This window comes from Streptomyces sp. NPDC001787, from assembly GCF_040297465.1.
GTDB lineage: Bacteria > Actinomycetota > Actinomycetes > Streptomycetales > Streptomycetaceae > Streptomyces.
Window position 1 is genome coordinate 21,218 of record NZ_JBEOZE010000041.1, and the last position, 26,206, is coordinate 47,423.

Genomic DNA, 26,206 nt, shown 5'->3' on the forward strand with positions numbered 1-26,206 from the left:
GGCACGCGGGAAGACCCGCAGCCGGCGGGAGTCCGGGGCCTGTTCAGGCCTTCTCGGCGCGCGCGGCGAACGCGACGGCCTCGCGGACGTTCGCGTGCGGGTCGTCCGACAGGCGGTGGAGAAGGTCCGCGACGCCCGGGGTCGACCAGCCGGCGACCGCGTCGACCAGGGCCACCCGGACATCGGGGTGCGGGTGGTCGGCCAGGTGGGCCAGTTGGTCCAGCGGGCCGCGCCGGCGCATGTGGAACCAGTAGAGCGTCGGCACGAGTTGCGCCGGATCGCCGGGATCGCCCGCCGCGGCGATCCGGCGGAGGAGCACCGCGGGGGCGGGGGCCGGGCCGTCCAGGGGGTGCGGGTGGCGCTGTCGCAGGCGTTGGGAGCCGTACTCGCCGCGCACCCGGCAGCCGAAGCAGGTGCAGGGGGCCTTGCCGTTCGAGCCGGGGAAGTAGCGCCAGCCGGTGACCTGTTTGACCGGACGCAGCCGGTGCACCTCGCGTTCGGTGACCGTACGGGGGACGAAGACCTCCCAGCCGCGCGGGTCCTCCAGGGCGGCCGTGCGGCGGACCGCCTCGGCGGCGGTGGTGGTCGCGGGGGCGCGGCCGTAGTGGCCCAGGGTGACGGGTTCGTCGTCCGGCAGGCGGATGTGGACGGCGACGAGACCGCCGGGCCCGCTGCGCCGCGACAGTTCGCGCAGCCACTGGTGGGTGAGGGTGTACGAGGGGAGGACCGGGAAGCAGTAGAGGCCCCGTGATCCGGCGCGGCCGTGGCTGATGGCCCGTATCCCGGAGCGGCGGATGCGAGCCGCGTTCGCCGCAGGTGTCAGGTGCACGAACATTGCCATGCGGCCGATGCTACGCGAGCGCCCTCAAGCCCCGTCCGCGACCGCCCCGACGGGGGTTCCGTCGTCCCGGGTCCTGCGGTAGCTCACCCAACTGGCGCCCAGGGCGGCGGCTCCGGCGCAGAAGAGGGCGACTGTGAGCCAGACCTTCGTGTGGAGCGACGAGGTGGACTCGTACGCCCAGCCGTCGCCCGCGAAGATCGTGTCGCCCTCGGCCACCCTTCCGCCGGTGATCTTCCCGGACTCCGCGCGGCCGTCCGCGAACGCCCATCTCCCGTAGCAGTGGGGGGCGCCTGACTGTCCGCCGCCGCCCTCCACGCACCGGGTGACGCTCCGGACGGTGGCGGACTCGCCGGTGAGGAGTTTCCGGGCGCCGTCCCCCGCCCACAGGACCATGAGGAGCGGCAGGACGGAGGCCAGGAGGAGCGGGCCGACGATCGCGCCCCATGTCCGCAGACGGGACTGCCAGGGGAGCCGGGTGTCTTTTTCGGTCGTCCTGCGCATGCCCCACCGCGCCCTTTCCCTGTGCCGCTCCCGGTTCCGGTTCCGGTCCTCGGCCCCCTCCCCGATGGTACGAGCCGTTGCTCCTCGGGGAGGGCGAGTCGGTGTTCCGGCGGCCGGGGGTTGTCAGTTGAGGGCGTCGGCCATGTCGCGCTGCCAGTAGGTGACCCGCAGGGTGCTGTCCACGTACACGCTCTTGCTCAGCGGGACGACCGCCGGGGCGCCGGTGCCGTCGGAGATGCCGCCCTTCCCCGCGAAGCTGACGGACAGGTCCTTGGTGGAGTAGCCGCCCGTGCCGCTGCCGTCGGCGGAGGACGTCAGGACACCGGCGTACGCGGACTCGCCCGGGGCGATCGTGACCACGGCCTGCGGCTTGCTGTCCTCGAAGGCCGGCGGGACGGACTGGGCCTCGCCGAAGCGGAGGGCCGGGTAGTAGTACGCGTCGCAGTTCTTGCTGCCGGTGTTGGTGACCGTGAGCAGCATGTAGTTGATGGGGCGGCTCACCGGGGTGAGCGTGAGCTTGGTGTTCGAGGCGTTGCAGGAGGTGTCGGTCGACCTGGAGTTGCTGGTCGGGGTCTTGGCGCCGGGGGCCTTGGCATCGGGGGCGCTGCTGCCGGAACCGGAACCGGAGTTGGTGCCGGAGCCGGAGGCGGTCCCCGTGGCGGCCTCTTCGCCACCGTCCTTGCTGTCGTCCTTCGCGGGGGCCTGCTGGTCGGTGCCGGCACCGGCGGAGGCCGCGGAAGGAGTAGAGGCGGTGGGCCCGGCCGCGCTGTCCTCGCCGTTGCAGGCGGTGAGCGAGAGGGCCGCCAGGAGGGCGGTCGCGGCGAGGGCGGTGGTGCGGATGCGGTTGCTGCGCATGGTGTTTCTCCCCGTGGAGTAGTGCGGTGTGAAGTGGTGTGCGGGTTGACCCGGCGGGTCAGTGATGGCGGATCAGGAGGGTCACGACCGTCGTGGCCGCGATCACCACACAGATCGCCAGGACATCGATGGGTTCGATGCGGGAACGGAATGACACGGCTGCTTCCCGGTGAGTGCTGGGCTGCTCTGCGGTGTGTCCACAGATTGCGGGGCGAACCATTCCGGCCGCAATGCCGCTCAGCCCATTGGGAATGCTGGAACGCCTGCGCGTACGGTGACCTGGGCAGATTCCGCGTCCCTGGAACGGTGTTCCGGGACGGACCAGGAGGGGGAACGCCGAAGTGGCGACGCCGGAGGCTGTGGAGTTCGCGGCTCTGTTGAAGGAACTGAAGGACCGTTCGGGGCGCAGCTACGGGGTTCTCGCCGGAAGACTTCATGTCAGTACGTCCACGCTCCACCGGTACTGCAACGGGGACGCCGTGCCGAACGAGTACGCCCCGGTGGAGCGGCTCGCACGGCTCTGCGGGGCCACGGGCGACGAACTGGTGGAGCTGCACCGGCGCTGGATCGTGGCCGAGGCGGCGCGGCGCCGGGGAGCGGCGAAACCGGAGGCCGGGGCGAGGTCCGCGCCGGAGCCTTTGGCGCGTGCGGTGGAGGGGGATGGACCGGCGCGTGCGGGCGAGCCGGTGGGCGTGCCGGAGCCGCCGTCACCGTCGGACCCCGCGGCGCAGTCCGACGCACCCGCGGGCGTGCCGGGCGAGGTACCGGCTGCCGCACCCGCGGACGTGCGGGGCGAGGTACCGGCTGCCGTATCCGCCGATGAGGCCGCCGTCCCCGCCGACCTACTGGCCGGTGGACCCGCGGACCCGGCCGGGCCGCGCCGCGCCGGGCGGTTCGTCCCGCGGCGGCTGCGCGTCCTGCTCGTCGCGACCGCCGTCGTCGCGCTCACCGTCTCCGGTGCCCTGGTGGCGAGCAGCCTCTCGGGCAGAGGGACCGACGACGGCGCCACCGACGCCGCCGACAAGGTCCGTTCCTCCGCCGACGCCGTCACCCCGACACCCCGACCCGATACGAGCGCGTCCGCGAGGACCGGTACGCCGAAGCCCTCGGGCACGGCGGACAAGGGCAGTCCCTCGGCCGCGCCGTCGGCTTCGGTACGCCGCTCCACCCCGCCCGGCGCCCCGGGGGGCAGCGGTGTACCCGTGACCGCGACCATCAGTTCGTACAACTATGACGAGCCCTGCGGGCAGTACTACCTCCTCGACCAGCAGCCCGACGACGTGCCCCCGCCGCCCCCTCCGCAGGACACCCGGAGCTGGGCGAAGGCGCTCGGCGGGGTCGACGGCGGCGGCATGAGACTCGAACTCACCCTCCAGGGAACCTCGAAGGAAGCGGTCGTCCTCCAGGGGCTGCACGTACGGGTCCTGGGACGCAACGCACCGCTGCCCTGGTCCGCGTACTCGATGGGTGAGGGCTGCGGGAGCGGCATCACACCGCAGAGCTTCGACGTCGACCTCGACGACGGCAGGCCCCGCACGAAGCCGGTCCCCGGGCAGCAGGGCGACACCGTCGTGCCCGCGACGGACTTCCCGTACCGGGTCAGCTCCACCGACGTGGAGGTGTTCAACATCGACGCGCACGTGGAGGGGCACGATGTGACCTGGTACCTGGAGCTGGAGTGGAGCAGCGGGGGCCGGAGCGGGACGCTGCGCATCGACGACCGGGGCAAGCCGTTCCGTACGAGCGGGATCAGGACCCGGCCCGAATACCGCTACTGGCACGACAAGGCCCAGTGGGTGAAGCACGAGGACTGACGCCGGAACGCGAGTGGCGCGGCACGTCCCGCGTGCCGCGCCACCCGCGTAGCGGATCCGCCGGTGCTCAGAGGCGCTCGGGCGTCCGGATGCCGAGGAGCTTCATGCCCTGGTGCAGGGTGCGGGCGGTCAGCTCGACGAGGAAGAGCCGGTTCTCGACGACCTCCGGCGCGTTGTCCTCGCTGAGCACCTGGCACTGGTCGTAGAACGTCGTGAGGTGCGACGCCAGCTGGTACAGGTACGCGGCCAGCTTGTGCGGCTCGTAGCCGGCGGCGACCTCGGCCAGCACCTCGCCGAACTGGTCCAGATGCAGGCCCAGCGCACGCTCGGCCGGGGCCAGCTCCAGCTCCGGGTGCGCGACCGGCTTCGCGTCCCCGGCCTTGCGCAGGATCGACCGGATACGCGCGTACGCGTACTGGAGGTACACCGACGTGTCGCCGTGCAGCGACACCATCTGGTCCAGGTCGAACTTGTAGTCCCGCACGGCGGACGTGGACAGGTCCGCGTACTTCACGGCGCCGACGCCGACGTACCGGCCGTTCTCGACGATCTCCTCCTCGGAGAGGCCCACCTTCCCGGCCTTCTCCCGGACCACCGAGGTCGCCCGCGCGACGGCCTCGTCGAGCAGGTCCTCCAGCCGGACCGTGACGCCCTCACGGGTCTTGAACGGCTTGCCGTCCTTGCCGAGCACCGTGCCGAACGCCAGCTGGTGCGCCTTGACGTCCTCGTTCAGCCAGCCTGCCCGGCGGGCCGTCTCGAAGACCATCTTGAAGTGCAGGGACTGCCGGGCGTCCACGACGTACAGCAGGGTGCTCGCCTTGAGGTTCTGCACCCGGTCGCGGATCGCGGAGAGGTCGGTGGCCGCGTAGCCGTAGCCGCCGTTCGTCTTCTTGACGATGAGCGGGACCTTGTTGCCGTCCGGGCCCTTCACATCGTCGAAGAACACGCACAGGGCACCCTCGGAGCGGACGGCGACGCCCGTCTCCTCCAGGATCCGGCAGGTCTCCTCCAGCATGTCGTTGTAGCCGGACTCACCGACGATGTCGGGGTCGCGGATCTCCATGTCCAGCTTGTTGAAGACGGAGTAGAAGTAGATCTTCGACTCGTCGACGAACCGCTGCCACATCGCCAGCGTCTCCGGCTCGCCCGCCTGGAGCGCGACGACCCGGTCCCGGGAGCGTGCCTTGAACTCCTCGTCGGAGTCGAAGAGCGCCCGCGAGGCCTTGTAGAGCCGGTTGAGGGAGGACATCGCGGCTTCGCCCGCGCTGCCGGTGCCGTCCTCGTGGGCCTCGCCCGCCTCGTGGCTCAGCTCGTCCGGGTGCTCGATCAGATACTGGATGAGCATGCCGAACTGGGTGCCCCAGTCGCCGATGTGGTGGCGCCGGACCACGCTCTCGCCGGTGAACTCCAGGATCTGGACCATCGCGTCGCCGATGACCGCCGACCGCAGGTGACCGACGTGCATCTCCTTGGCCACGTTCGGCTGGGCGTAGTCGATGACCGTCGTACCGGCCGTCGGGCTGAACGGCACCCCGAGGCGGCCCTCGGCGTCCGCGGCCCGCGCGGCGAGCGTCTCGACGATCGCCCGGTCGGTGAGCGTCACGTTCAGGAAGCCGGGGCCGGAGACCTCGATGTCCTTGATCAGACCGCTCTCCGGGAGGGCGGCGGTGACCTGGGACGCCAGCTCGCGCGGGTTGCCCTTGAGCTTCTTGGCGAGGGCGAGGATGCCGTTGGCCTGGAAGTCGGCCCGGTCGCTTCGGCGCAGCAGCGGGTCCGCGGTGCCTGCCTCCGGCAGAGCTGCCGTCAGGGCGTCCGCCAGCTGCTGCTGGAGCGTGGAAGCGAGGGAAGTGACCGAGGCCATGAGCTGGCTGCCGTTTCCGTAGGGGTACAGGGGATCGCCCAAGTATCCCACGCGGCGCAAAGCCGTTTTCGCGCTGTGGGTGGTACCTGGGAGAATGGGCGGTGCCCATCGTTGGGACCTATCCGAGAGAAGGACGTGCAGACCGTGGCCGAGAGTCAGAGCAGCACCGAGACCGACTGGGTCTCCCGCTTCGCGGACGATGTCATCGCCGAATCGGAGCGTCGTGCGCCTGGCAAACCGGTCGTCGTCGCCTCCGGCCTCTCCCCGTCCGGCCCGATCCACCTCGGCAACCTCCGCGAGGTCATGACCCCGCACCTGGTCGCGGACGAGATCCGCCGCCGCGGGTACACCGTCCGGCACCTGATCTCCTGGGACGACTACGACCGCTACCGCAAGGTTCCGGGCGGGGTCCCCGGCGTCGACGAGTCCTGGGCCGAGCACATCGGCAAGCCGCTGACCTCGGTGCCCGCCCCGGCCGGATCGGCGTACGCCACCTGGGCCGAGCACTTCAAGGCCGCGATGACGGACGCGCTGGACGAGCTGGGCGTCGAGTACGACGGAATCAGCCAGACGGAGCAGTACACCGCCGGTACGTACCGTGAGCAGATCCTGCACGCGATGAAGCACCGCGCCGACATCGACGCCGTCCTGGACCGCTACCGGACGAAGAAGGACCCCGCCGCCGGTCCGGCCGGCAAGGGCGGCAAGAAGCCCCAGCAGCAGAAGAAGGTGGACGAGGCCGAGCTGGAGGCCGCCGAGGGCTCCGGCGCCGCCGACGAGGACGACGGCAGCGGCAACACGGCCGGCTACTTCCCGTACAAGCCCTACTGCGGCAACTGCGAGAAGGACCTCACGGTCGTCACCTCGTACGACGACGACAGCACCGAGCTGAACTACACCTGCTCGGCGTGCGGCTTCGCCGAGACGGTCCGCCTCAACGAGTTCAACCGCGGCAAGCTGGTCTGGAAGGTCGACTGGCCGATGCGCTGGGCGTACGAGGGCGTGATCTTCGAGCCCAGCGGCGTGGACCACTCCTCGCCCGGCTCGTCGTTCGTCGTCGGCGGCCAGATCGTGCGCGAGGTCTTCGACGGTGTCCAGCCCATCGGGCCGATGTACGCCTTCGTCGGCATCTCCGGCATGGCGAAGATGTCCTCCAGCAAGGGCGGGGTGCCCACCCCGGCCGACGCGCTGAAGATCATGGAGGCGCCGCTGCTGCGCTGGCTGTACGCCCGCCGCAGGCCCAACCAGTCCTTCAAGATCGCCTTCGACCAGGAGATCCAGCGGCTCTACGACGAGTGGGACTCGCTGGGCCGCAAGGTGGCCGACGGCTCGGTGCTGCCCGCCGACGCCGCCGCGTACGCCCGCGCGATCGGCACGGCCGCCGGTGAGCTGCCGAGCACCCCGCGCCCCCTGCCGTACCGGACCCTCGCCTCGGTCGCCGACATCACCGCCGGTGCCGAGGACCAGACGCTGCGCATCCTCGGCGAGCTGGACCCGGAGAACCCGCTGACCTCCCTGGACGAGGCCCGTCCGCGCCTGGACCGCGCCGAGAACTGGATCACCACCCAGGTCCCGGCCGAGGCCCGCACGATCGTGCGCGACGAGCCGGACAAGGAGCTGCTCGGTTCGCTGGACGAGCAGGGGCGCGAGTCGCTGCGGCTGCTCCTGGAGGGACTGGACTCGCACTGGTCGCTGGACGGGCTGACGACGCTCGTCTACGGGGTGCCGAAGATGATGGCCGGACTGGAGCCGGACGCCAAGCCGACGCCCGAGCTGAAGGTGGCCCAGCGGTCGTTCTTCGCCCTGCTGTACCAGCTGCTGGTCAGCCGGGACACCGGGCCGCGGCTGCCCACGCTGCTCCTGGCCGTCGGAGCCGACCGGGTGCGCAGGCTGCTGGGCGCGTAGGCCGTCCGGCGCGTGGGCGTTCGCGTCTTCCACGCCTGCCGCGCCGAGGACGGTCGCAGGACACGGCGAAGGGCCGTCACCCCGAGATTCTTCCGGGGTGACGGCCCTTCGCCGTGTGCTGCCGGTGGGGTCGGCCCGTGCGGGTCCGTCCGTGTGCGGTCCGTGCGGGTCCGTCCGTGCGTGAGCCGGGCCGGCTAGGCGATGTGGTCCGCTTCCATCTCGCTGTCGAACCGCTTCTTGAACTCCGGCATCAGACGGCGGAGCAGCGCCTCGCTGTCCGGATGGTGCACGTTGTGCCCGTCACTGAGGTGGATGTCCAGAATCTCCAGGCTCGGGTAGTTCTGGTTCTGGTGGGTGTACGCCGCGTAGACCTCGTACGCGATGCCGGTGAACTCGGCCTCGGCCGCGGCCAGCTCGGCGGACGGCGGAATCCCGGGCTCGGCCGTGCCGGTCCGGTCCGCGTCGGGCTCCTGCGGCCCTTCCTCCGGCCGCTCCTGCTCCTGGTCCTGTTCCCGCTCCTGCTCCTGTTCCCGCTCCTGTTCCCGCAGCGCCGGAAGTCCGGGCTGCTGGTACTGGGGGTACGGCTGGTGCTGCTGCGCCTCCGTGACGCGGGGGTGGGGGACCGCGCCGATCGTGCCCACGTTGCCGAGCGGCCGGGTCCGGCCGGGGCCCGAGGGGATCTTGACCGGCGTGGGCTCCAGGCCCTCGACGTACGTCGGGTTGTACGCGCTCTCGTGCGCGTTGTCCGGGACCTGCGGGGCGGCGAACCAGGGGCTGTCGTGGGAGCCGGGGCCCTGCTGCGGAAGGTGCTGCTGCTGCGGCTGTTGCGTCTGCTGCTGGTGCTGCGGGTGTTGCTGGGGGTGCTGCTGCTGTTGCGGATGCTGGGCGCCGTACGGCTCCTGCCGGTGGCCCTGCTGCTCCGGGCCCTGGTCGTAGCCCTCGTCGTACCCCTGGTCGTAGCCCTGTTCGTGCTCCTGCCGCGGTGCGTAGGGCAGTTCGGCCTTCGGCTGCGCGGCCCCGACCGGCGGCAGCAGGGCGGGTTCGATGCCCGCGGCGGCGAGCCCGGCGGGGGCGGTCTCGGCGAGCGGGACGCCGTACTTGGCCAGGCGCAGCGGCATCATGGACTCGATGGGGGCCTTGCGGCGCCAGTTGCGGCCGAAGCGGGCCTGGAGCCGGGCCTGGTAGATCAGCCGGTCCTGTTCCAGCTTGATGACCTGCTCGTAGCTGCGCAGCTCCCACAGTTTCATCCGCCGCCACAGCTTGAACGTGGGTACGGGGGAGAGCAGCCAGCGCGTGAGGCGCACGCCCTCCATGTGCTTGTCGGCCGTGATGTCCGCGATCCGGCCCACCGCGTGACGGGCGGCCTCGACGGAGACGACGAACAGGACCGGGATGACCGCGTGCATCCCGGTGCCGAGCGGGTCGGGCCAGGCGGCCGCACCGTTGAACGCGATCGTCGCGGCCGTCAGCAGCCAGGCCGTCTGGCGCAGCAGCGGGAACGGGATGCGCATCCACGTCAGCAGCAGGTCCAGTGCGAGCAGGACACAGATGCCCGCGTCGATGCCGATGGGGAAGACCAGGGAGAAGTCCCCGAAGCCCTTCTGTTCCGCGAGTTCGCGCACGGCGGCGTAGGAGCCCGCGAACCCGATCGCGGCGATGAGCACCGCGCCGGCGACGACGACCCCGATGAGTATCCGGTGCGTGCGTGTCAGCTGCATCGCGGCCACCCGCGATCCCCTCCCCGTTACCTGTCCCTGCGTCGTGCCCGCGCCGGCATTTCGACGTCCGGCGCGGGCACAGCCTGGCACATGTGTGCGGGTCGCGTTGCGCGGGGAGGGGCGAAGCCCGGTCCCCGACGGGGGGCCGGGCTTCGGGCCGGACTTCGGGAAACCGCCTCTGGGCAGGGCGGTTCGGGCTTCCGGCGTGTTGCCGGCCGGGCCCTCGGATCAGCTCACGCCAGGCCGGACCGGGCCCGGTTCAGGACTTGCGGGTGGTCTTCGAGGCAGGCTTGGCACTCGTCTTGGGGTTGGACGCGTCACTGGTCTTCCCGCCCGACTTGGGGCTGTCGGACTTGTCGTCGGACGTGTCCTCGGTGGGCTTCGCCGAGGACGTGCCGGTGGCGGGGGGCACGCCGATGCCGTTGGCCTTGGCGATGGCGGCGACGGCCTCCTTCGCCGCCTTCTCGGCACCCTTCCGGATGTCCGAGGCGGAGGGGGTCTTGGCGCCCGCGTAGCCCGCACCGTTGTAGGTGAGGGTGACGACGACATTGCCCGAACGCGCCACGACCGTCGCGTACTCGAAGTCTTCCTTCGTCTTGGTCAGGTCGTAGGTGACCGCCGTGGCCAGCTCGCCGATGCCGGTGACGGGGGCTGCCACGACCTTCTCGGCACCCTCGGTCGCCTTGGCCTTGGTGATCTGCTTGGTGTACTCGTCCCCGGCGCGCTTCGCGCCGCTGCCCAGGGACTGGTCCGAGTCGAAGCGGATGAAGGCGACGTCGAGCCAGCGGTACTGCGAGCCCTTGACACCCTTGTCGTCCAGGCCGTTCCAGGAACAGCTGCCGCGGGCCGTGAGGTCGTTGGACCCGCCCGCCGTGCCGCCCTTCTTCTTGGCCGAGGGCACCAGGTCGCGGATCGTCTTTTTGGCGATCGAGGTGCACGGGTCGGGCAGCTGGTCGAACTTCGCCGGCTCGACGGCCGCCTCCGTCTTCTTCGTGTTCGGGGAGGCGGACGAGGAGGAACCCGAGCCCTTCTTGTCGTCGGAGTCCGACGAGCAGCCTGCGGCGACGAGCATCACCGGAACGGCGGCGCAGGCGAGTATGCGGGACAGTCGCGGGGCTGATCGGTGCATGGTTCCTTCACTCGGATGGCACGAAGGTCTCGGTCGTGCGGTGTGCGGTCGGGCGGGGCGGTTCGGGGACGGGCTGGGCGGTCGGGTGGACCGGCGGGACGGGGTCGGCCGGGGTGGTGCCGGAGAGCCACGGTACGACGGACGGCGCTCCGGTGCCGCCCCGGTCACGGACCTCGCCGGACCGGTTTACGCCCTTCCGGCGGCGGTCGGGCCGGGGGCTATTCGCTGAACCTCTCGGCCAGCTTCCGGGCCAGTGCCTGGGCCTTCTCCTGGAGTTCCCCGCTGTCGGGCGCCTCGGTGACGAGGGCCGGCTGTTCGGTGTACTCGACGGTCACGATGACATTCGATGTGCGGAATACCACGCTGACGGTGCGGGAGTGTGCGGCAGTACCTTCCCGAGTGGGGCGATCGTCCAGAAATGCGGCGTCCCCGAGGCCGCCGAGGACACGCGGACGGAGGTCGCCGCCGCCGCTGCCGGTCTCCGGGGTGGCGCCGGGACCGGTCGGACCGGTGGCGGTCGCGCCGGTGGGGGAGGCCGCTTCCGTGCTCGCCCCCGCGGTCTTCCCGCCGTCCTCGCGGGAGGCGGCGGAGGACGACAGGCCGGCCGCGGTCTCCTTCCTCGCGTAGACGTCGCGGGCCCGGTCGTCGTCGCTCACCGAGGGGTCGTACGACACCACGCGCTCGAAGTCGATGGCCAGGTTCCGGGAGGCGTCCGGCGTCTCGGACTTCCAGGTGCAGCCGACCTTGCGATCGGTGTCGTACGTGACGGACGCCGTGCCCTCGAAGGCCTTCTCCTGCTGGTCCGCGGAGAGTTCGGCGGTGCCGGGCAGCAGGTCCTTCAGCGTGTTGACCGGCACGGCCCGGCAAGGCGTGGGCAGCGTCCGGTACTTGCCGGGTGGCGCGGCCGTGACCGTCGGGCTGCCGGGCTTGCTGTCGGCATCGGATGCGTCGGCGCCCGCATCGGCGCTGCAGCCGACGGCGAGCGCTGCGAGAAGCGCGACGCCGGGTACGTACGCCATGTGTCGCACGGTCCCAGGCTCCCTTCGGTACGGAAAACGGGTTGCCGCGCGAAGGCGGCCGATGGACACAATGTGTATCGCACGCGCCGCTGTGAATGCCGGTCGGCCGACTCATTTGCCGATCTTGGCACCGGTTTTGCGCTTTCAGTCTTTTCGGGGGAATCGAGGAGTTATGTCGTACGTAGAGGTGCCGGGAGCGAAGGTTCCCATCCGTATGTGGGCCGATCCGGCGTCGGTCGAGGACGTCGCGATGCGGCAACTGCAGAACGTGGCCACGCTGCCCTGGATCAAGGGCCTCGCCGTCATGCCGGACGTCCACTTCGGCAAGGGCGCGACCGTCGGTTCGGTCATCGCGATGCACGGCGCGGTCTGCCCCGCCGCGGTGGGCGTGGACATCGGCTGCGGCATGTCCGCGGTGAAGACGTCCCTGACCGCCAACGACCTGCCGGGCGATCTGTCCCGGCTGCGCTCGAAGATCGAGCAGGCCATCCCGGTGGGCCGGGGGATGCACGACGACATCGTGGACCCGGGGAAGCTGCACGGGTTCGCGACGTCGGGGTGGGACGACTTCTGGGGGCGGTTCAATGGGATCGCCGATGCGGTCAAATTCCGTCAGGAACGTGCCACGAAGCAGATGGGCACGCTCGGATCGGGCAACCACTTCATTGAATTCTGCCTCGACGAGTCGGGGTCGGTCTGGCTGATGCTGCACTCCGGGTCCCGGAACATCGGCAAGGAGCTGGCCGACTTCCACATCGGCCAGGCGCAGCGGCTCCCGCACAACCAGGATCTCGTCGACCGTGACCTGGCCGTCTTCATCGCGGACACCCCGCAGATGGCGGCGTACCGCAACGATCTCTTCTGGGCGCAGGAGTACGCGAAGTACAACCGCGCGATCATGATGAAGCTCTTCCAGGACGTCGTGCGCAGGGAGTTCAAGAAGGCGAAGGTCACCTTCGAGCCGGAGATCAGCTGCCACCACAACTACGTCGCCGAGGAGCGGTACGACGGCATGGATCTGCTCGTCACCCGCAAGGGAGCGATCCGTGCGGGCTCGGGCGAGTACGGGATCATCCCCGGTTCGATGGGTACCGGTTCGTACATCGTGAAGGGTCTGGGGAACGAGCGGTCGTTCAACTCGGCCTCGCACGGCGCGGGGCGGCGGATGAGCCGCAACGCGGCGAAGCGGCGCTTCTCCACGCAGGACCTGGAGGACCAGACCCGGGGTGTGGAGTGCCGGAAGGACTCCGGTGTCGTGGACGAGATCCCGGCCGCGTACAAGCCGATCGAGCAGGTCATCGACCAGCAGCGGGACCTCGTCGCGGTCGTCGCGAAGCTGAAGCAGGTCGTCTGCGTCAAGGGGTGAGCACGGGGCAAGGGGCGAGCACGCGTCGCGGGGTGAGCACGGGGCAAGGGGTGCGCACGCGTCGCGGGGTGAGCACGCGTCGCCCGCCGCCGCCCCGTCCGGGGGCGAGGCGGTGCGGGGCGTTCACCCGGACGGGGTCCGGTGCTCAGAGGGTCCGGTGGACCTTGGAGTTGGAGGCCTGGGCTCGGGGGCGGACCACCAGGAGGTCGATGTTGACGTGGCTGGGGCGGGTGACCGCCCAGGTGATCGTGTCGGCCACGTCGTCTGCGGTGAGCGGGGCGTCGACACCCGCGTACACCTTGGCCGCCTTCTCGGTGTCGCCGCGGAAGCGGGTGGTGGCGAACTCCTCGGTCCTGACCATGCCGGGGGCGACCTCGATGACCCGGACCGGGGTGCCGACGATCTCCAGTCGGAGGGTCTCGGCGAGGACGTGCTCGCCGTGCTTGGCCGCCACGTAGCCGCCGCCCCCCTCGTACGTGGACAGGCCCGCGGTCGAGGAGAGGATCACGATCGTGCCGTCGCCGCTCGCGGTGAGGGCGGGCAGCAGGGCCTGGGTGACATTGAGGGTGCCGATGACGTTCGTCTCGTACATCTGGCGCCAGTCCGCCGGGTCGCCGGACGCGACGGGGTCGGCGCCGAGCGCTCCGCCCGCGTTGTTGACGAGGACGGCCAGACCGCGGAACGCGGTGGCGAACTCGTCCACGGCCGCGCGGTCGGTGACATCCAGCGCGTAGGCGGTCGCCTGGTGCCCGGCCTCGGTGATCTCGGCGGCGAGCGCTTCGATGCGGTCCTGGCGGCGGGCGGTCAGGACGACGCGGTAGCCGGCGGCGGCCAGCTGCCGGGCGGTCGCGGCGCCGATGCCGCTGCTCGCGCCGGTGATGACGGCGATGGGGGTGGCGGCCATGGCGATCTCCTCGGACAGCTGATCGGTACGGGCCAAGGATAGGCAGGCCGCCCGCGCGGGGTTCCGGCGGCCGAGCGGGAGCCGCGGGGGCTCGGTGGCGGTGGGTTCAGCGGGCGCGCGGGGCGTACATGATCAGCGCCATGCCCGCCAGGCAGACCAGTGCGCCGATGACGTCCCAGCGGTCGGGGCGGTAGCCGTCGGCGACCATGCCCCAGGCGATCGAACCCGCGACGAAGACCCCGCCGTACGCGGCGAGGATGCGGCCGAACTCGCCGTCCGGCTGGAGGGTGGCGACGAATCCGTACGCGCCCAGCGCGATGACGCCGGCGCCGATCCAGATCCAGCCCCGGTGCTCCCGCACTCCCTGCCACACGAGCCAGGCGCCGCCGATCTCGAAGAGTGCGGCGACGACGAAGAGGGCGACCGAGCGGGCGACGAGCATGCGGGCAGCGTTTCATGAGCTGCGCTGTGCGGGTTGGCGAGGGCGCGTCGTGCCGGTCATTAAATAGGGTTAGTCGGTGCTATCGGTATGTTCCGGGCATGGTAGCGACGCGTAGAGCTCTGCTGATGCTGTCCGCCGCGGTCGCGGCGCTGGTGGCGCACACCGTGACGCCGGGGACGGGAACGGCCGGCACGGCCGCCGCCGCACCGGCTCCCCGGCCCCCGGGCGCGGGTGCCAGGGTCGGGCCGGTGGCGGACGTCTCCCACCACGGGCATGTCTCGCTGTGGGAGGAGCGGATCGGGGTCCGTGTCCGGAGCGAGAACCGGGGTCCGGCCGATCTGGCGGGGGTGACCGTACGGCTGCGCTTCTCCGAGCCGTTCGCCGTCCCGCAGGAGCTGCCGGACGGCTGCCTGTGGGGCGGCGCACGGGTGGTGCTGTGCGGTACGGGGGCGCTGACCGCGGACGGGGAGGCGCGGAGCACCGCCCTGGACCTGCGGCTCGCGGGCCGGCCGGCCGAGGTCGTCGTACGCGTCGACACGGTGTGGAACGGCGGCGCGGGGGACGGGAATCCGCGGAACAACGTGCACGAGGTGCTGGCCCCGTCCACCGGGGACGCCTACGTCTTCTGAGAAGCCCTGCCGGGGCGGACACCCGGGTCGGGTGCCCGGGTCACCCGTCCCCGGGGTGCCGGACGCGGCGCTCTTGGGGCCGCGCGAGAGCCCTCAGGCCGCCGCGTCGCCGAATTCGCGTACCGCGTCCGCGACGATCGTCTCCAGGTGCCCGTGGTGGGCCCCCCGCCAGTAGACGCGTGCGCACTCCGTGCACTGGGCGAACACGTCGTACGCCTGCTGGGTGCCGTGCTCCAGCCGCGCGCTGACGGACTCCTTGTCGGCCTCGGTCAGCGTCCCGTTGCACGCGGTGCACCGGGTCCACGGCGCGAGGACCGGGGCGAACCGGCCGAGCACGTCGCGGAGCTGGTCCTGGGGCCGGTCGCTGTAGATATAGGCCCCGGCCCAGATCTCCCGCCGCCGCAGCAGCCCGCGGTCCCGGGAGAGGAGGACCCGCCGCTCCCGCGCGGACAGGGTGGCCAGCGCCGGGTCGCCGATGTCCTCGCTCTCGTACGCCGTGTCGACGCCCAGGAGCCGCAACCGCCGCGCGAGCGTGCCCAGATGGACGTCGAGCAGGAAGCGGAGGGGGGCGCCCGGGATCTGCTGGGGGCGCTGCACGGCGCGCACCTCGACGTGCTCGCCCGCTCCCGGGATGTGCGAGGGGTCCACGGGGCTGCCGCCGACGAGCAGTTGTCCGGCCTCGGTGAGCGGGACGCCGAGGGACTCGACGACATGGCCGAGCGTCGAGACGCCGTCCGTGGTGACGGCGGTGCGCCCCTCACGGCGCTCGTGCGCGACGAAGAGTCGTAGCTCAGGGGCTACTTCGAGGGTGATCTCGGGTCCGTTCACGTCGCCAGGATGCCACTGGGCGACGCGGGCATCCAGGGGTTTGCGGCGGGACGGTGGGGCGCGTGGACGGTCGGGGGAGGCGGACGGTTGTGTGCGCCCCGGGGAGGCCTCTGGAGGCCTCCGTACCTCCTGGCTTCGGGCGAGGCCCGGAGGCGGAGAACTTTCTTCGGCCAATGAATGGCTGATTTTGGCCGAATGGGTGTGCATGGACAAGAGGGAGAGTGGATCCACCGCACAACCAGCGACCGGATCGGAACGAGGGGACTGCCGCATGCGTGGGGCACCGGGCGAGGGAACCGTATTGGCCACCCCGCCGGATCTGGCGGCCGAACCACTGGTCCTGGCGGTCACCCGGGTGGCGGTCGACGTGCTGCGGCCCGTCGCGGAACGGACCGCCGAGGAGGGGGTTCCCCGCTCGCACCTGGACGCTCTGGCCCGGTGCGGTGCCCACGGTCTCGTCAGCTACGAACCCGCACCCGGCAGCGGTGTGTCCAGGAACCGGGTGACCCGTGAGGTCCACGAGATCCTGTCCGCCGTCGACCCGTCCACCTGGTTTGTGTTCGTCCAGCACTACGCCCTGGTGAAAGCCCTGGTCAGGAGCGGCGAAACGACGCCGGCGGCCCGGTGGCTCCCCGCGCTCCTCACGGGCGGGAAGCTGGCCACGGCGGGCTTCGCCTATCTGCGGCACCCACGCCCGCCGGTGACCGCCGAACAGGTCGACGGCGGGTGGCTGCTGCGGGGACGCGTGCCGTGGATGACCGGCTGGGGCCTGGCGGACATGGCGATCATCGGGGCCGTCACCCCGGACGACCGGGCCCTGTTCGTACGGGCCGACTGCGTGCCAGGCAGCGGACTCGTCCGGGTTCCGTCGCGGGAGCTCTGGGCGATGCGGGGCACACATACGGCGGCGGTGGAGCTACGGGATGTCCTCGTGCCGCCGCAGGACGTCATCTCCATCGGGCCCAGGTCCGACTGGTCCCGGGACTACGACCTGGAGAACGCGAACTGCCACCCCGCCGTCCTCGGCCACATCCGTGCTGCCGTCGACCTGCTCCTCGGGGCCGCGCCCCGCGCGGGTGCGACGTTCGGGACGCTGGCCCACCGCCTGGCCGAGGAGGCCGCCCGGCTGCGCGCCGAGTCGTACGCCCTGCGCGACGAGTACGCCCCCGAGGAGGAGGTGGAGGCCCGGATCGAGAACCGCGCGGCCATCCTGGACCTGGGGGTGCGGGCGGCGACGGCCTGTGTGGCGGCGACGGGTGGCCGGGCCGTCCAGTTCGGCGACACGGCGGGCCGGCTCGCCCGGGAGGCCCAGTTCCATCTGATCCAGGCGCAGACGTCGCAGCTGCGGGAGGCCGTGGCCCGGCGCACGCTCAAGAGCCTCTGACCGCCGCTCCGGGTCGTCTCGGACCGCCGGACGGGCCGTCTCCGGCCGCTGTTCCGGACCGCCTCCGGCCGCCCGACGGGCCGCACGGGAGTCTGTGGAACCGCGGCTCAGGGCCACACCAGGCAGTACGGCTGGTGTCCCGCGTCGTGCAGCCGGTGGGAGAAGTCCTGCCACTCGTGGAGCAACTGGTAGACGTTGAACGCGTCGCGCGGGCCGCCGCGGTCGGGGACCGTGGACCAGATGAAGGCCGCCGCGCCGACCGACTCCTCGCCGACGCCGCGCAGCGGGTCGACGACCGTCATGGGGAGCTTGACCACCGCGTAGTCGGGGTGCAGGACGACCAGTTCGAGCGGCGGGACCTTGTGCAGGGGTATGCCCTGGATGCCGGTGAGGACCATGGCCGCCACCGTCTCCGGCTTGATCTTGGTGAACATGCCGCCCATGCCCAGCTCGTCGCCGCCCAGCTCCTCCGGGCGCATCGAAATGGGCACGCGTGCGGCGGTGGCCCCGTCGGGGGCACCGAAATACTTGTAGGTCACCCCCACCCGGCCACCGCTCCTGCTCCCGGATCCCGAGACGTTCCCCGCCTGCCTGCCTTGTACACGCTCAGCCTCACGCCGGTGCCGCCCTCGTCGGGCAGGCTCGGGCCCCAGGTCGTCGGTCCCCTCGCCCACTCCGCCACCGCGATGCATATCTCATCCACCCGACTACTTCTTAGGAGACACAGCCCCGCCGCGCAACCCGATCATCGTGTCAGTGACCTCCCCCGCGCGCGTGCGGTGAAACACCTGTCCGCAAGACCGTCCGTGCCTCTGACACCATGGCATGTGTGAGCTTTCCCCATGACGCCCCAGTTTCGCAGACGTGAGAGGGCAGACGCCCTTTCGTGATACGAGGAGAGCGCGCTCCCTGCTCACCGGTGGCCGAGATTTCCGGCCCGGCCCCTCCGACACCCGAATCGCAGATCAGGACCAAAGTGGCGTATTCATACGAAGCCCCAGTTTCGCAGTCGCTGTTCGACCGAGCGTCCGTCGTGACGCCCGGCGGCGTGAACTCTCCCGTACGTGCCTTCCGGGCCGTGGGCGGTACGCCCCGGTTCATGGTGTCCGGCAGCGGTCCGTATCTCACCGACGCGGACGGCCGCGAGTATGTCGACCTCGTGTGCTCGTGGGGGCCGATGATCCTCGGCCACTCGCACCCCGAGGTCATCGCCGCGGTCCAGGAGGCGGTCGGCCGGGGAACCTCGTTCGGGACGCCCGGTGAGGGCGAGGTCGCGCTGGCCGAGGAGATCGTCTCCCGTATCGACCCCGTCGAGCAGGTGCGTCTCGTCTCGTCCGGCACCGAGGCGACCATGTCGGCGATCCGGCTGGCCCGCGGTTTCACCGGCCGGGCCAAGGTCGTGAAGTTCGCCGGGTGCTACCACGGACATGTCGACGCGCTGCTCGCCGCCGCCGGGTCCGGGGTCGCGACCTTCGGGCTGCCCGACACCCCCGGTGTCACGGGTGCCCAGGCCGGCGACACGATCGTGCTCCCGTACAACGACCTGGACGCCGTGCGGGCCGCGTTCGCCGCGCGGCCCGGCGAGATCGCCTGTGTGATCACCGAGGCGTCGCCCGGCAACATGGGCGTCGTCCCGCCGCTGGACGGTTTCAACGCCGGGCTCAAGGAGATCTGCGCCGCCAACGGCGCCCTCTACATCTCCGACGAGGTCATGACCGGATTCCGCACCTCCAGGGCGGGCTGGTACGGCATCGACGGCGTCCGGCCCGACCTGATGACGTTCGGCAAGGTCATGGGCGGCGGCTTCCCCGCCGCGGCCTTCGGCGGGCGCGCCGACGTGATGGCGCACCTCGCGCCGGCCGGGCCCGTCTACCAGGCGGGCACCCTGTCGGGGAACCCGATCGCCACCGCCGCCGGTCTCGCCCAGCTGCGCCTGCTCGACGACGCGGCGTACGCGAAGCTCGACGCGGTCTCCGCCGAGCTGCGGGGGCTGGTGAGCGAGGCGCTCGCCAAGGAGGGCGTCGCCCACACGGTGTCCGCGGCGAGCAACATGTTCTCGGTGTTCTTCACCGACGAGCCCGTCCGCGACTACGAGGACGCGAAGAAGCAGGAAGCGTTCCGCTTCACCGCCTTCTTCCACTCGATGCTGGCCCAGGGTGTCTATCTGCCACCGTCCGCCTTCGAGTCCTGGTTCGTCTCCACCGCCCACGACACGCAGGCCGTCGAGCGGATCGCCGCCGCCCTGCCCGCAGCGGCCCGTGCCGCATCGGAGGCCATCGCATGAGCGAGAACGGAAGCAGCGAGAACGCCGGGCGCGAGGCGGCCGGCCGGGGGGACGCCGGGCGCGCGGGCGACATCACCGTCGTGCACCTCGTGCGCCACGGCGAGGTGCACAACCCGGAGGGCGTCCTGTACGGGCGGCGCCCCGGCTACCACCTCTCCGAGCTCGGCCGGCAGATGGCCGACCGGGTCGCCGAGCACCTGGAGAAGCGCGACATCACCCATGTCGTGGCCTCCCCGCTGGAGCGGGCCCAGGAGACGGCGGCCCCGGTCGCCAAGGCGCACGGCCTGGACCTGGCCACGGACGAACGTCTCATCGAGGCCGCCAACGTCTTCGAGGGCAAGACCTTCGGGGTCGGGGACGGGGCGCTGCGCAAGCCGGACAACTGGAAGCACCTGACCAACCCGTTCCGGCCGTCCTGGGGTGAGCCGTACATCGAGCAGGTCGTACGGATGATGGGCGCGCTCGACGCGGCGCGCGACGCGGCCCGGGGGCACGAGGCGGTCTGCGTCAGCCACCAGCTGCCCATCTGGATCGTGCGGTCCTTCGTGGAGCGGCGGCGGCTGTGGCACGACCCGCGCAAGCGCCAGTGCACGCTGGCCTCGCTGACCAGCTTCACCTACCGGGGCGACAAGATCGTGTCGGTCGGGTACTCCGAGCCGGCGCGGGATCTGGTCCCGGCGCATCTCCTCGCGGGCGCGAAGCCGGTGAAGGGGAAGTCGAAGGCCTTCGGGGCTTAAGGGCCGTCCCGCCCTCAGGGGCTGGCCTCCGCCCGTTCGGGGCGTAGGAGGCGTTCTCCCTCCAGGCCCGTCCGGTGGCGCGTTGTCCTCAGCCGCCGGACGGGCCTTCGGCATGTCCGGGTGCCCCCGTGCCCCCGTGCCCCCGTGCGCCCGTGTGCCCTGGTGCCCGTGTGCCTGTGCCCCGGTGTGCCCTGTGCTCCTGTGCCCCTGTGTCCGGGCGCGTCCCCGATCGCCGCGCGGGCCCGAGCCGCCCGGTGGTCTGCCCGGCGGTCTGCCCGGTGTGCAGATTCGGTAAGGGTCTGGTCCCGTCAGGAAAATTGTGTTAATCGGGGGAACCCTCGTGTTGCTTCACCCATCTAAGCCTTCGCCAGTTTGTATGGACTTGAGGTAAAACGACCGCAGATGGGGACCGCATGCGCGAGATCAACCGAAGGGGACTGCTCGGAGCCGGACTCGGGGCCGCGGCGGCGATCGGAGTCGCGGGCTGTGGTTCCTTCGGCTCCGAGAGCGAGAGCCGGTCGGGCCACGGCAAGGGCGACCAGGGCACCGACGGGAACGGCCGCGGCAGCGGCACCGCGAAGAAGGACGTCCGGCTGATCGGTGACGGTTCCACCGCCGATACCGGAAAGCAGCCGAATCAGCCCGCCGCCCCCGTCCGGCTCGAACCCGGCCAGAAGCCGCCGCAGTTCGTGATCTTTTCCTGGGACGGCGCGGGCGAGGTCGGCAACGGGCTCTTCCCGCGTTTTCTCGAACTGGCCAAGGAACACGACGCGGCGATGACCTTCTTCCTCTCCGGGCTGTACCTCCTGCCCGAGTCGAAGAAGTCCCTCTACCGCCCGCCGAACAACCCCCGGGGCGCTTCCGACATCGGTTATCTCACCGACGGCCACGTCAAGGAGACACTGAAGTACGTCCGGCAGGCGTGGACCGACGGGCATGAGATCGGCACCCACTTCAACGGGCATTTCTGCGGCGGCTCCGGCTCCGTCGGCAACTGGACCCCCGCGCAGTGGCACAGCGAGATCAACCAGGCGGTGTCCTTCGTCACCGAATGGCGCACCAATACCGGCTGGAGCGACCTCGACCCGCTGCCCTTCGACTACCGCAAGGAACTCGTCGGCGGACGCACTCCCTGCCTGCTCGGCCAGGACAATCTGCTGCCCACGGCGAAGAAGCTGGGCTGGCGCTACGACGCGAGTTCTCCCGGCGGCCGTCAGATGTGGCCCGAGAAGCGCCAGGGTGTCTGGGACCTCCCGCTCCAGGGGATGCCGTTCCCCGGGCACTCCTTCGAGGTCCTCTCGATGGACTACAACATCCTCGCCAATCAGTCGAAGAATTCGACCAAGGGAATGACCTCGCGTTATCCGGGCTGGCGCACCCAGGCCACCGGCGCGTATCTCGCCGGATTCCAGCGTGCGTACGAGACCAATCGCGCGCCCTTCTACATCGGCAACCACTTCGAGGAGTGGAACGGCGGTATCTATATGGACGCCGTCGAAGAAGTGATCAAGAAGGTCGCCGGTAAGCCGGACGTGCGCCTCGTGTCGTTCCGGCAGTTCGTCGACTGGCTCGACGCGCAGGATCCCGCGGTGCTCGCCAAGCTCCGTTCGCTGGAGGTCGGCCAGTCGCCCGCGGGTGGCTGGAACAACTTCTTTAAACAGGCTTGACAAGGGGCTTTACGGGCAGTGAGGGGGGTGCGGGAGATCGCGGAAACTGCCATGCGAAACTTTTCACATGAGCTCTGGCCGCGCATCCCGACGCCGCTTCACCCTGCTCGCCGCCACTGCTGTGGCCGGTGCCCTGACCCTCTCCGCGTGCGGGGACGGCGACAAGGTCGGCGGTGGTGGAAGCACCAACTTCGTCACCGGCAGCGGTGGGATCTCCACCGTTCCCCGGGGCGAGCGGACCGCCGCACCGAAGCTGGACGGAACGAGTCTGGACGGCAAGCCCCTCGACCTGGCCGACTACAAGGGCAAGATCATTGTCCTGAACGCCTGGGGCTCCTGGTGCGGCCCCTGCCGCGTTGAGGCCAAGCACTTCGTGAAGGTGGCGGAGGAGACCGCGGACCAGGGTGTCCAGTTCGTCGGGATCAACGTCCGGGACCCGCAGAAGGACCTGGCGGTGAACTTCGAGAAGGACTACGGAGTCACGTATCCGAGCTTCCACGACCCGACCGGAAGGCTCATCCTCCGCTTCCCCAAGGGCACCCTGAACCTCCAGGCCATCCCCTCGACGGTCGTCATCGACCGGGACGGGAAGGTCGCCGCCCGCACGCTCCAGGCCCTGAACGCGGAGAAGCTGCACACGATGATCGACCCGCTGATCGCGGAGAAGTGATCCGGTGATCACGCTCGCCGCGTCCAGCGGGACCGTCGAGGGCGGGGCCCTGCTGGTGGCACTGCCGCTCGCCCTCCTCGCCGGGCTGGTCTCGTTCTTCTCGCCCTGTGTCCTGCCCCTGGTCCCCGGCTATCTCAGTTATGTCACCGGGGTCAGCGGCACCGACCTGGCCGAGGCCCGGCGCGGCCGGGTCGTCGCGGGCGCCTCGCTCTTCGTGCTCGGTTTCACCGCCGTCTTCGCCTCCAGCGGGGCGCTCTTCGGCTACTTCGGCCAGGAGCTCCAGGAACACTCCGTCCTGTTCAACAGGATCCTCGGTGTGCTGATGATCCTCATGGGGATCTTCTTCATGGGGATGCTGCCCGGGGTGACGCAGCGCGAGTTCCGCTTCCACAAGCGGCCGGTGGCCGGACTGGCCGGAGCACCGCTGCTGGGCGCCCTGTTCGGGATCGGCTGGACACCCTGCATCGGTCCGACGCTCGCCTCCGTGCTGACCCTCTCGTTCGACCAGGGCACCGCCGGACGCGGGGCGATACTGACCGTCGCGTACTGTCTCGGACTCGGCGTCCCCTTCGTCCTGGCGGCCATCGCCTTCCGCAAGGCGCTCGGCGCCTTCGGCTGGGTCAAGCGCCACTACGCATGGGTCATGCGGGTCGGCGGCGTCATGATGATCGTGACCGGAATCCTTCTGCTGACGGGCCTCTGGGCGACGCTCATGCAGGAGATGCAGGTCTGGTCCAACGGCTTCACTGTGGGGATCTGAGTTCATGAGCAAGACGAACACCACGGACGAGCGCGAGCAGGAGCGTGAACTCGGCGCCGCCGGGGAACAGCTCTCCACCGCACCGCGCGAGGAGCGCCCCGAGCGCGAGTCCGGCAGCACCGTGCCCGCGATGGGCATCATCGGCTGGGCCCGCTGGTTCTGGCGCCAGCTCACCTCGATGCGGGTCGCGCTGATCCTGCTGTTCCTGCTGTCGCTGGGGGCCATCCCCGGCTCGCTGATCCCGCAGAACAGCGTGGACGAACTGAAGGTGCAGACCTTCAAGGAAGCCCACACCACGGTCACGCCGATCTACGAGAAGCTCCAGTTCTTCGACGTCTACAGCTCGGTGTGGTTCTCCGCGATCTACATCCTGCTGTTCATCTCGCTGATCGGCTGCATCGTCCCGCGCACCGGCCAGTTCATCGGCCAGCTGCGCAGCCGCCCGCCGGGCGCGCCGAAGCGCCTGACCCGGCTGCCCGCGTACACCACCTGGCGCACCGGGACCGAGCCCGAGCAGGTCCGCGAGGCGGCCCTGGCGGCCCTGCGCAAGCGGCGTTTCCGCGCGCACGCGGTGGGCGACGCGGTCGCCGCCGAGAAGGGGTACCTGCGCGAGGCGGGGAACCTGATGTTCCATGTCTCGCTCATCGTGATGCTGGTGGCCTTCGGCGCCGGGCAGCTGTTCAAGTCCGAGGGCGGCAAGCTGATCGTCGAGGGTGACGGTTTCTCCAACACGCTCACCCAGTACGACGACTTCAAGTCGGGCTCGCTGTACGACACCGACTCGCTCATCCCGTTCAGCTTCACCCTCGACAACTTCGTCGGTACGTACGCCAAGAGCGGCCCGCAACGCGGTACGCCCCGGACGTACGAGGCCCGTGTGACGTACTTCGAAGGTGCGTACGGCAAGCCGAAGAAGTCCGTCATCAGGGTCAACGAACCGCTGGTCGTCGACCACACCAAGGTCTACCTCAACGCGCACGGCTACGCCCCCGTCATCACCGTCAGGGACGGCAGGGGCAAGGTCGTCTCGCGGGGCGCCGTGCCGCTGCTGCCGATCGACAACAACGTCACCTCGACCGGTGCGATCAAGGTGATGGACGGCTACCGGGACAAGAACGGCAAGAAGACCCAGCTGGGCTTCCAGGCCTTCTTCGTCCCGACCTTCGCGGGCGACGGCATGGGCACGATGTTCTCCCAGTTCCCCGCCGCCGACTACCCGGTCCTGGCCCTGAACGGCTACCACGGGTCCCTCGGCGTCGACTCCGGGCTGCCGCAGAACGTGTACCAGCTGGACAAGTCCAACATGAAGGAGTTCAAGAACGCCGACGGCGAGCAGCTCAAGGAGCGGCTGCGCCCCGGCGAGACGATGGAGCTGCCCGACGGCGCCGGCTCGATCACCTTCGAGAGCGTCCAGGAGTGGGCCAGCTTCCAGATCTCGCAGCAGCCGGGCACCGGCTGGGCGCTCACCGGAGCCATCGCCGCCATCGCCGGACTCGCCGGTTCGCTGTTCATCCAGCGCCGCCGGGTGTGGGTGCGGGCGGTCCGCGGGGCGGACGGCGTCACCGTCGTCGAGATGGCGGGGCTGGGCCGCAGCGAGTCCGCGAAGCTTCCCGAGGAGCTGGCCGATCTCGCGGTCGCGCTCAACCGCGCGGCGCCCATCGCCGCCGCCACCAACGGCCCCGCCGTCGCAGACGACTCCGGGTCCGATTCCGTATCACCTGCCGAAGAACCTGCCGAAGGGGCTGAGAAGTGAATCTCGCCGCCGCAACCAACGAGAATCTGGCGCACACCAGCAATGTGCTGATCTATTCGTCGATGGCCGTCTACACCCTGGCCTTCTTCGCGCACATCGCGGAGTGGGTCTTCGGCAGCCGCAGCAAGGTCGGCCGTACCGCCGCCGCGCTGGCCGGGACCGGCACCACGGCCGCGGACTCCACGGTGAAGGTGCGGGTCGCCGGGAAGGACGGCGCGACCGCCGTCCTGGAGCGCCCCGCGATCGTCACCCGCGCTGCCGCCGGCACCCGGGACGTCCCCGACGGCCCCGGCGCGGCCGGCGGCACGTTCAAGGGCGACATGTGGGGGCGGATCGCGGTCTCGCTGACCGTCGTCGGCTTCCTCGTCGAGGCGGGCGGCGTCATCGCCCGCGCGATGTCGGTGGAGCGGGCCCCCTGGGCCAACATGTACGAGTTCTCCATCACCTTCTCCACGGTGGCGGTCGGTTCGTACCTGGTGCTGCTCCTGCTGAAGAAGAACGTCCGCTGGATCGGTCTGCCGCTGGTCACCACGGTCCTGCTGGACCTCGGCATCGCCACCACCACGCTCTACACCAACAGCGACCAGCTGGTGCCCGCGCTGCACTCGTACTGGCTGTGGATCCACGTCTCCACCGCCATCCTCTGCGGCGCCGTCTTCTACCTGGGCGCGGTCGGCACGGTGCTCTACCTCTTCCGTGACAGCTACGAGAGCCGGCTCGCGAGCGGCGGTACGCCGGGGAAGTTCGCCACCTCGGTGATGGAGCGGCTGCCCGCCGCGTCGACCCTGGACAAGTTCTCGTACCGGATCAACGCGGCCGTCTTCCCGCTGTGGACGTTCACGATCATCGCGGGCGCGATCTGGGCGGGCGACGCCTGGGGCCGCTACTGGGGCTGGGACCCCAAGGAGGTCTGGTCCTTCATCACCTGGGTCGCGTACGCCACGTATCTGCACGCCCGCGCCACCGCCGGGTGGAAGGGCCGCAAGGCCGCCTACCTGGCGCTCATCGCCTTCGGCTGCTGGCTGTTCAACTACTACGGCGTGAACATCTTCGTCACCGGCAAGCACTCCTACGCCGGGGTCTGAGACCGAGGTACGCGAAACGGCTGCCCACCCCTTCGCACGGGGGCGGGCAGCCGT

General features: G+C 70.6%; 23 protein-coding genes. 12 read left to right on the forward strand and 11 right to left on the reverse strand.

The genetic code is table 11. The features are described 5' to 3' along the window. Window positions 1-43: 43 nt before the first annotated feature. The 3 genes from ABT170_RS36000 to ABT170_RS36010 form a co-directional block, all read right to left on the reverse strand. On the reverse strand, window positions 44-841 hold the full coding sequence (locus ABT170_RS36000) for a HEAT repeat domain-containing protein (RefSeq protein WP_351874599.1): 798 nt from the start codon (window positions 839-841) through the stop codon (window positions 44-46). A 24-nt stretch (window positions 842-865) separates the two neighbouring features. After that, a complete protein-coding gene (locus ABT170_RS36005; RefSeq protein WP_329941339.1) occupies window positions 866-1,342 on the reverse strand; it encodes a hypothetical protein in 477 nt (158 codons plus the stop codon). 123 nt (window positions 1,343-1,465) lie between these two features. Continuing rightward, window positions 1,466-2,197, reverse strand: a complete 732-nt coding sequence (locus ABT170_RS36010; RefSeq protein ID WP_351874603.1) for a DUF4232 domain-containing protein — start codon at window positions 2,195-2,197, stop codon at window positions 1,466-1,468. 341 nt (window positions 2,198-2,538) lie between these two features. Between ABT170_RS36010 and ABT170_RS36015 the strand changes: the two genes are divergently transcribed. Continuing rightward, window positions 2,539-4,011, forward strand: coding sequence for a transcriptional regulator (locus ABT170_RS36015; protein ID WP_329941337.1), 1,473 nt, complete (start codon window positions 2,539-2,541; stop codon window positions 4,009-4,011). Between the two features lie 67 nt (window positions 4,012-4,078). Here ABT170_RS36015 and argS read toward each other — a convergent pair whose 3' ends face one another. Next, on the reverse strand, window positions 4,079-5,872 hold the full coding sequence (argS, locus tag ABT170_RS36020) for an arginine--tRNA ligase (RefSeq protein WP_329941361.1): 1,794 nt from the start codon (window positions 5,870-5,872) through the stop codon (window positions 4,079-4,081). 135 nt (window positions 5,873-6,007) lie between these two features. On the opposite strand from argS, the gene lysS reads away from it, so the two are divergent. After that, the gene (lysS, locus tag ABT170_RS36025) at window positions 6,008-7,777 is read left to right on the forward strand and encodes a lysine--tRNA ligase (RefSeq protein WP_329941360.1); all 1,770 of its coding nucleotides are present in this window, start codon (window positions 6,008-6,010) and stop codon (window positions 7,775-7,777) included. A 194-nt stretch (window positions 7,778-7,971) separates the two neighbouring features. On the opposite strand, the gene ABT170_RS36030 is transcribed toward lysS, so the two are convergent. The 3 genes from ABT170_RS36030 to ABT170_RS36040 form a co-directional block, all read right to left on the reverse strand. Then, entirely contained in the window at window positions 7,972-9,504 is a 1,533-nt protein-coding gene (locus tag ABT170_RS36030) for a DUF2637 domain-containing protein (protein ID WP_351874606.1), read from the reverse strand. 250 nt (window positions 9,505-9,754) lie between these two features. Then, window positions 9,755-10,624, reverse strand: a complete 870-nt coding sequence (locus ABT170_RS36035; protein ID WP_351874609.1) for a DUF3558 domain-containing protein — start codon at window positions 10,622-10,624, stop codon at window positions 9,755-9,757. 218 nt (window positions 10,625-10,842) lie between these two features. Beyond that, entirely contained in the window at window positions 10,843-11,643 is an 801-nt protein-coding gene (locus ABT170_RS36040; protein WP_329941334.1) for a DUF3558 domain-containing protein, read from the reverse strand. Window positions 11,644-11,815: 172 nt separating this feature from the next. On the opposite strand from ABT170_RS36040, the gene ABT170_RS36045 reads away from it, so the two are divergent. After that, a complete protein-coding gene (locus tag ABT170_RS36045) occupies window positions 11,816-13,009 on the forward strand; it encodes an RtcB family protein (protein WP_329941333.1) in 1,194 nt (397 codons plus the stop codon). Window positions 13,010-13,154: 145 nt separating this feature from the next. On the opposite strand, the gene ABT170_RS36050 is transcribed toward ABT170_RS36045, so the two are convergent. Beyond that, complete coding sequence (locus ABT170_RS36050; protein ID WP_329941332.1) at window positions 13,155-13,913, reverse strand: SDR family NAD(P)-dependent oxidoreductase; 759 nt, start codon at window positions 13,911-13,913, stop codon at window positions 13,155-13,157. A 106-nt stretch (window positions 13,914-14,019) separates the two neighbouring features. After that, window positions 14,020-14,355 carry a YnfA family protein gene (locus tag ABT170_RS36055; RefSeq protein ID WP_329941331.1) on the reverse strand — a complete coding sequence of 112 codons (336 nt, stop codon included), beginning with the start codon at window positions 14,353-14,355 and terminating at the stop codon, window positions 14,020-14,022. 98 nt (window positions 14,356-14,453) lie between these two features. Here ABT170_RS36055 and ABT170_RS36060 point away from each other — a divergent pair, with 98 nt between their 5' ends. Next, a complete protein-coding gene (locus ABT170_RS36060) occupies window positions 14,454-14,984 on the forward strand; it encodes a hypothetical protein (RefSeq protein WP_329941330.1) in 531 nt (176 codons plus the stop codon). Window positions 14,985-15,077: 93 nt separating this feature from the next. On the opposite strand, the gene ABT170_RS36065 is transcribed toward ABT170_RS36060, so the two are convergent. Next, window positions 15,078-15,812, reverse strand: a complete 735-nt coding sequence (locus ABT170_RS36065; protein WP_329941329.1) for a Mut7-C RNAse domain-containing protein — start codon at window positions 15,810-15,812, stop codon at window positions 15,078-15,080. A gap of 271 nt (window positions 15,813-16,083) precedes the next feature. Here ABT170_RS36065 and ABT170_RS36070 point away from each other — a divergent pair, with 271 nt between their 5' ends. Further along, window positions 16,084-17,196 carry an acyl-CoA dehydrogenase family protein gene (locus tag ABT170_RS36070; protein ID WP_329941328.1) on the forward strand — a complete coding sequence of 371 codons (1,113 nt, stop codon included), beginning with the start codon at window positions 16,084-16,086 and terminating at the stop codon, window positions 17,194-17,196. A 107-nt stretch (window positions 17,197-17,303) separates the two neighbouring features. Here the strand turns inward: ABT170_RS36070 and ABT170_RS36075 are convergent, their stop codons facing one another. Further along, complete coding sequence (locus ABT170_RS36075; RefSeq protein ID WP_351874616.1) at window positions 17,304-17,888, reverse strand: hypothetical protein; 585 nt, start codon at window positions 17,886-17,888, stop codon at window positions 17,304-17,306. A gap of 284 nt (window positions 17,889-18,172) precedes the next feature. On the opposite strand from ABT170_RS36075, the gene hemL reads away from it, so the two are divergent. The 7 genes from hemL to ccsB all read left to right on the forward strand — a co-directional run bounded on the left by hemL (window position 18,173) and on the right by ccsB (window position 26,152). Then, complete coding sequence (gene hemL / locus ABT170_RS36080; RefSeq protein WP_329941326.1) at window positions 18,173-19,480, forward strand: glutamate-1-semialdehyde 2,1-aminomutase; 1,308 nt, start codon at window positions 18,173-18,175, stop codon at window positions 19,478-19,480. Then, window positions 19,477-20,217: a histidine phosphatase family protein gene (locus tag ABT170_RS36085; protein ID WP_351874619.1), complete on the forward strand. Its 741-nt coding sequence runs from the start codon at window positions 19,477-19,479 to the stop codon at window positions 20,215-20,217. The genes hemL and ABT170_RS36085 overlap by 4 nt, the downstream gene beginning before the upstream one ends. A 413-nt stretch (window positions 20,218-20,630) precedes the next feature. After that, complete coding sequence (locus ABT170_RS36090; protein WP_351874623.1) at window positions 20,631-21,884, forward strand: polysaccharide deacetylase family protein; 1,254 nt, start codon at window positions 20,631-20,633, stop codon at window positions 21,882-21,884. 67 nt (window positions 21,885-21,951) lie between these two features. Beyond that, entirely contained in the window at window positions 21,952-22,554 is a 603-nt protein-coding gene (locus ABT170_RS36095; protein WP_351874626.1) for a TlpA family protein disulfide reductase, read from the forward strand. A 4-nt stretch (window positions 22,555-22,558) separates the two neighbouring features. Then, the gene (locus tag ABT170_RS36100; RefSeq protein WP_329941322.1) at window positions 22,559-23,314 is read left to right on the forward strand and encodes a cytochrome c biogenesis CcdA family protein; all 756 of its coding nucleotides are present in this window, start codon (window positions 22,559-22,561) and stop codon (window positions 23,312-23,314) included. A 4-nt stretch (window positions 23,315-23,318) separates the two neighbouring features. Further along, window positions 23,319-25,067: a cytochrome c biogenesis protein ResB gene (resB, locus tag ABT170_RS36105; protein ID WP_329941321.1), complete on the forward strand. Its 1,749-nt coding sequence runs from the start codon at window positions 23,319-23,321 to the stop codon at window positions 25,065-25,067. Continuing rightward, window positions 25,064-26,152: a c-type cytochrome biogenesis protein CcsB gene (ccsB, locus tag ABT170_RS36110; protein ID WP_329941320.1), complete on the forward strand. Its 1,089-nt coding sequence runs from the start codon at window positions 25,064-25,066 to the stop codon at window positions 26,150-26,152. The genes resB and ccsB overlap by 4 nt, the downstream gene beginning before the upstream one ends. The last annotated feature ends 54 nt before the right edge of the window (window positions 26,153-26,206 follow it).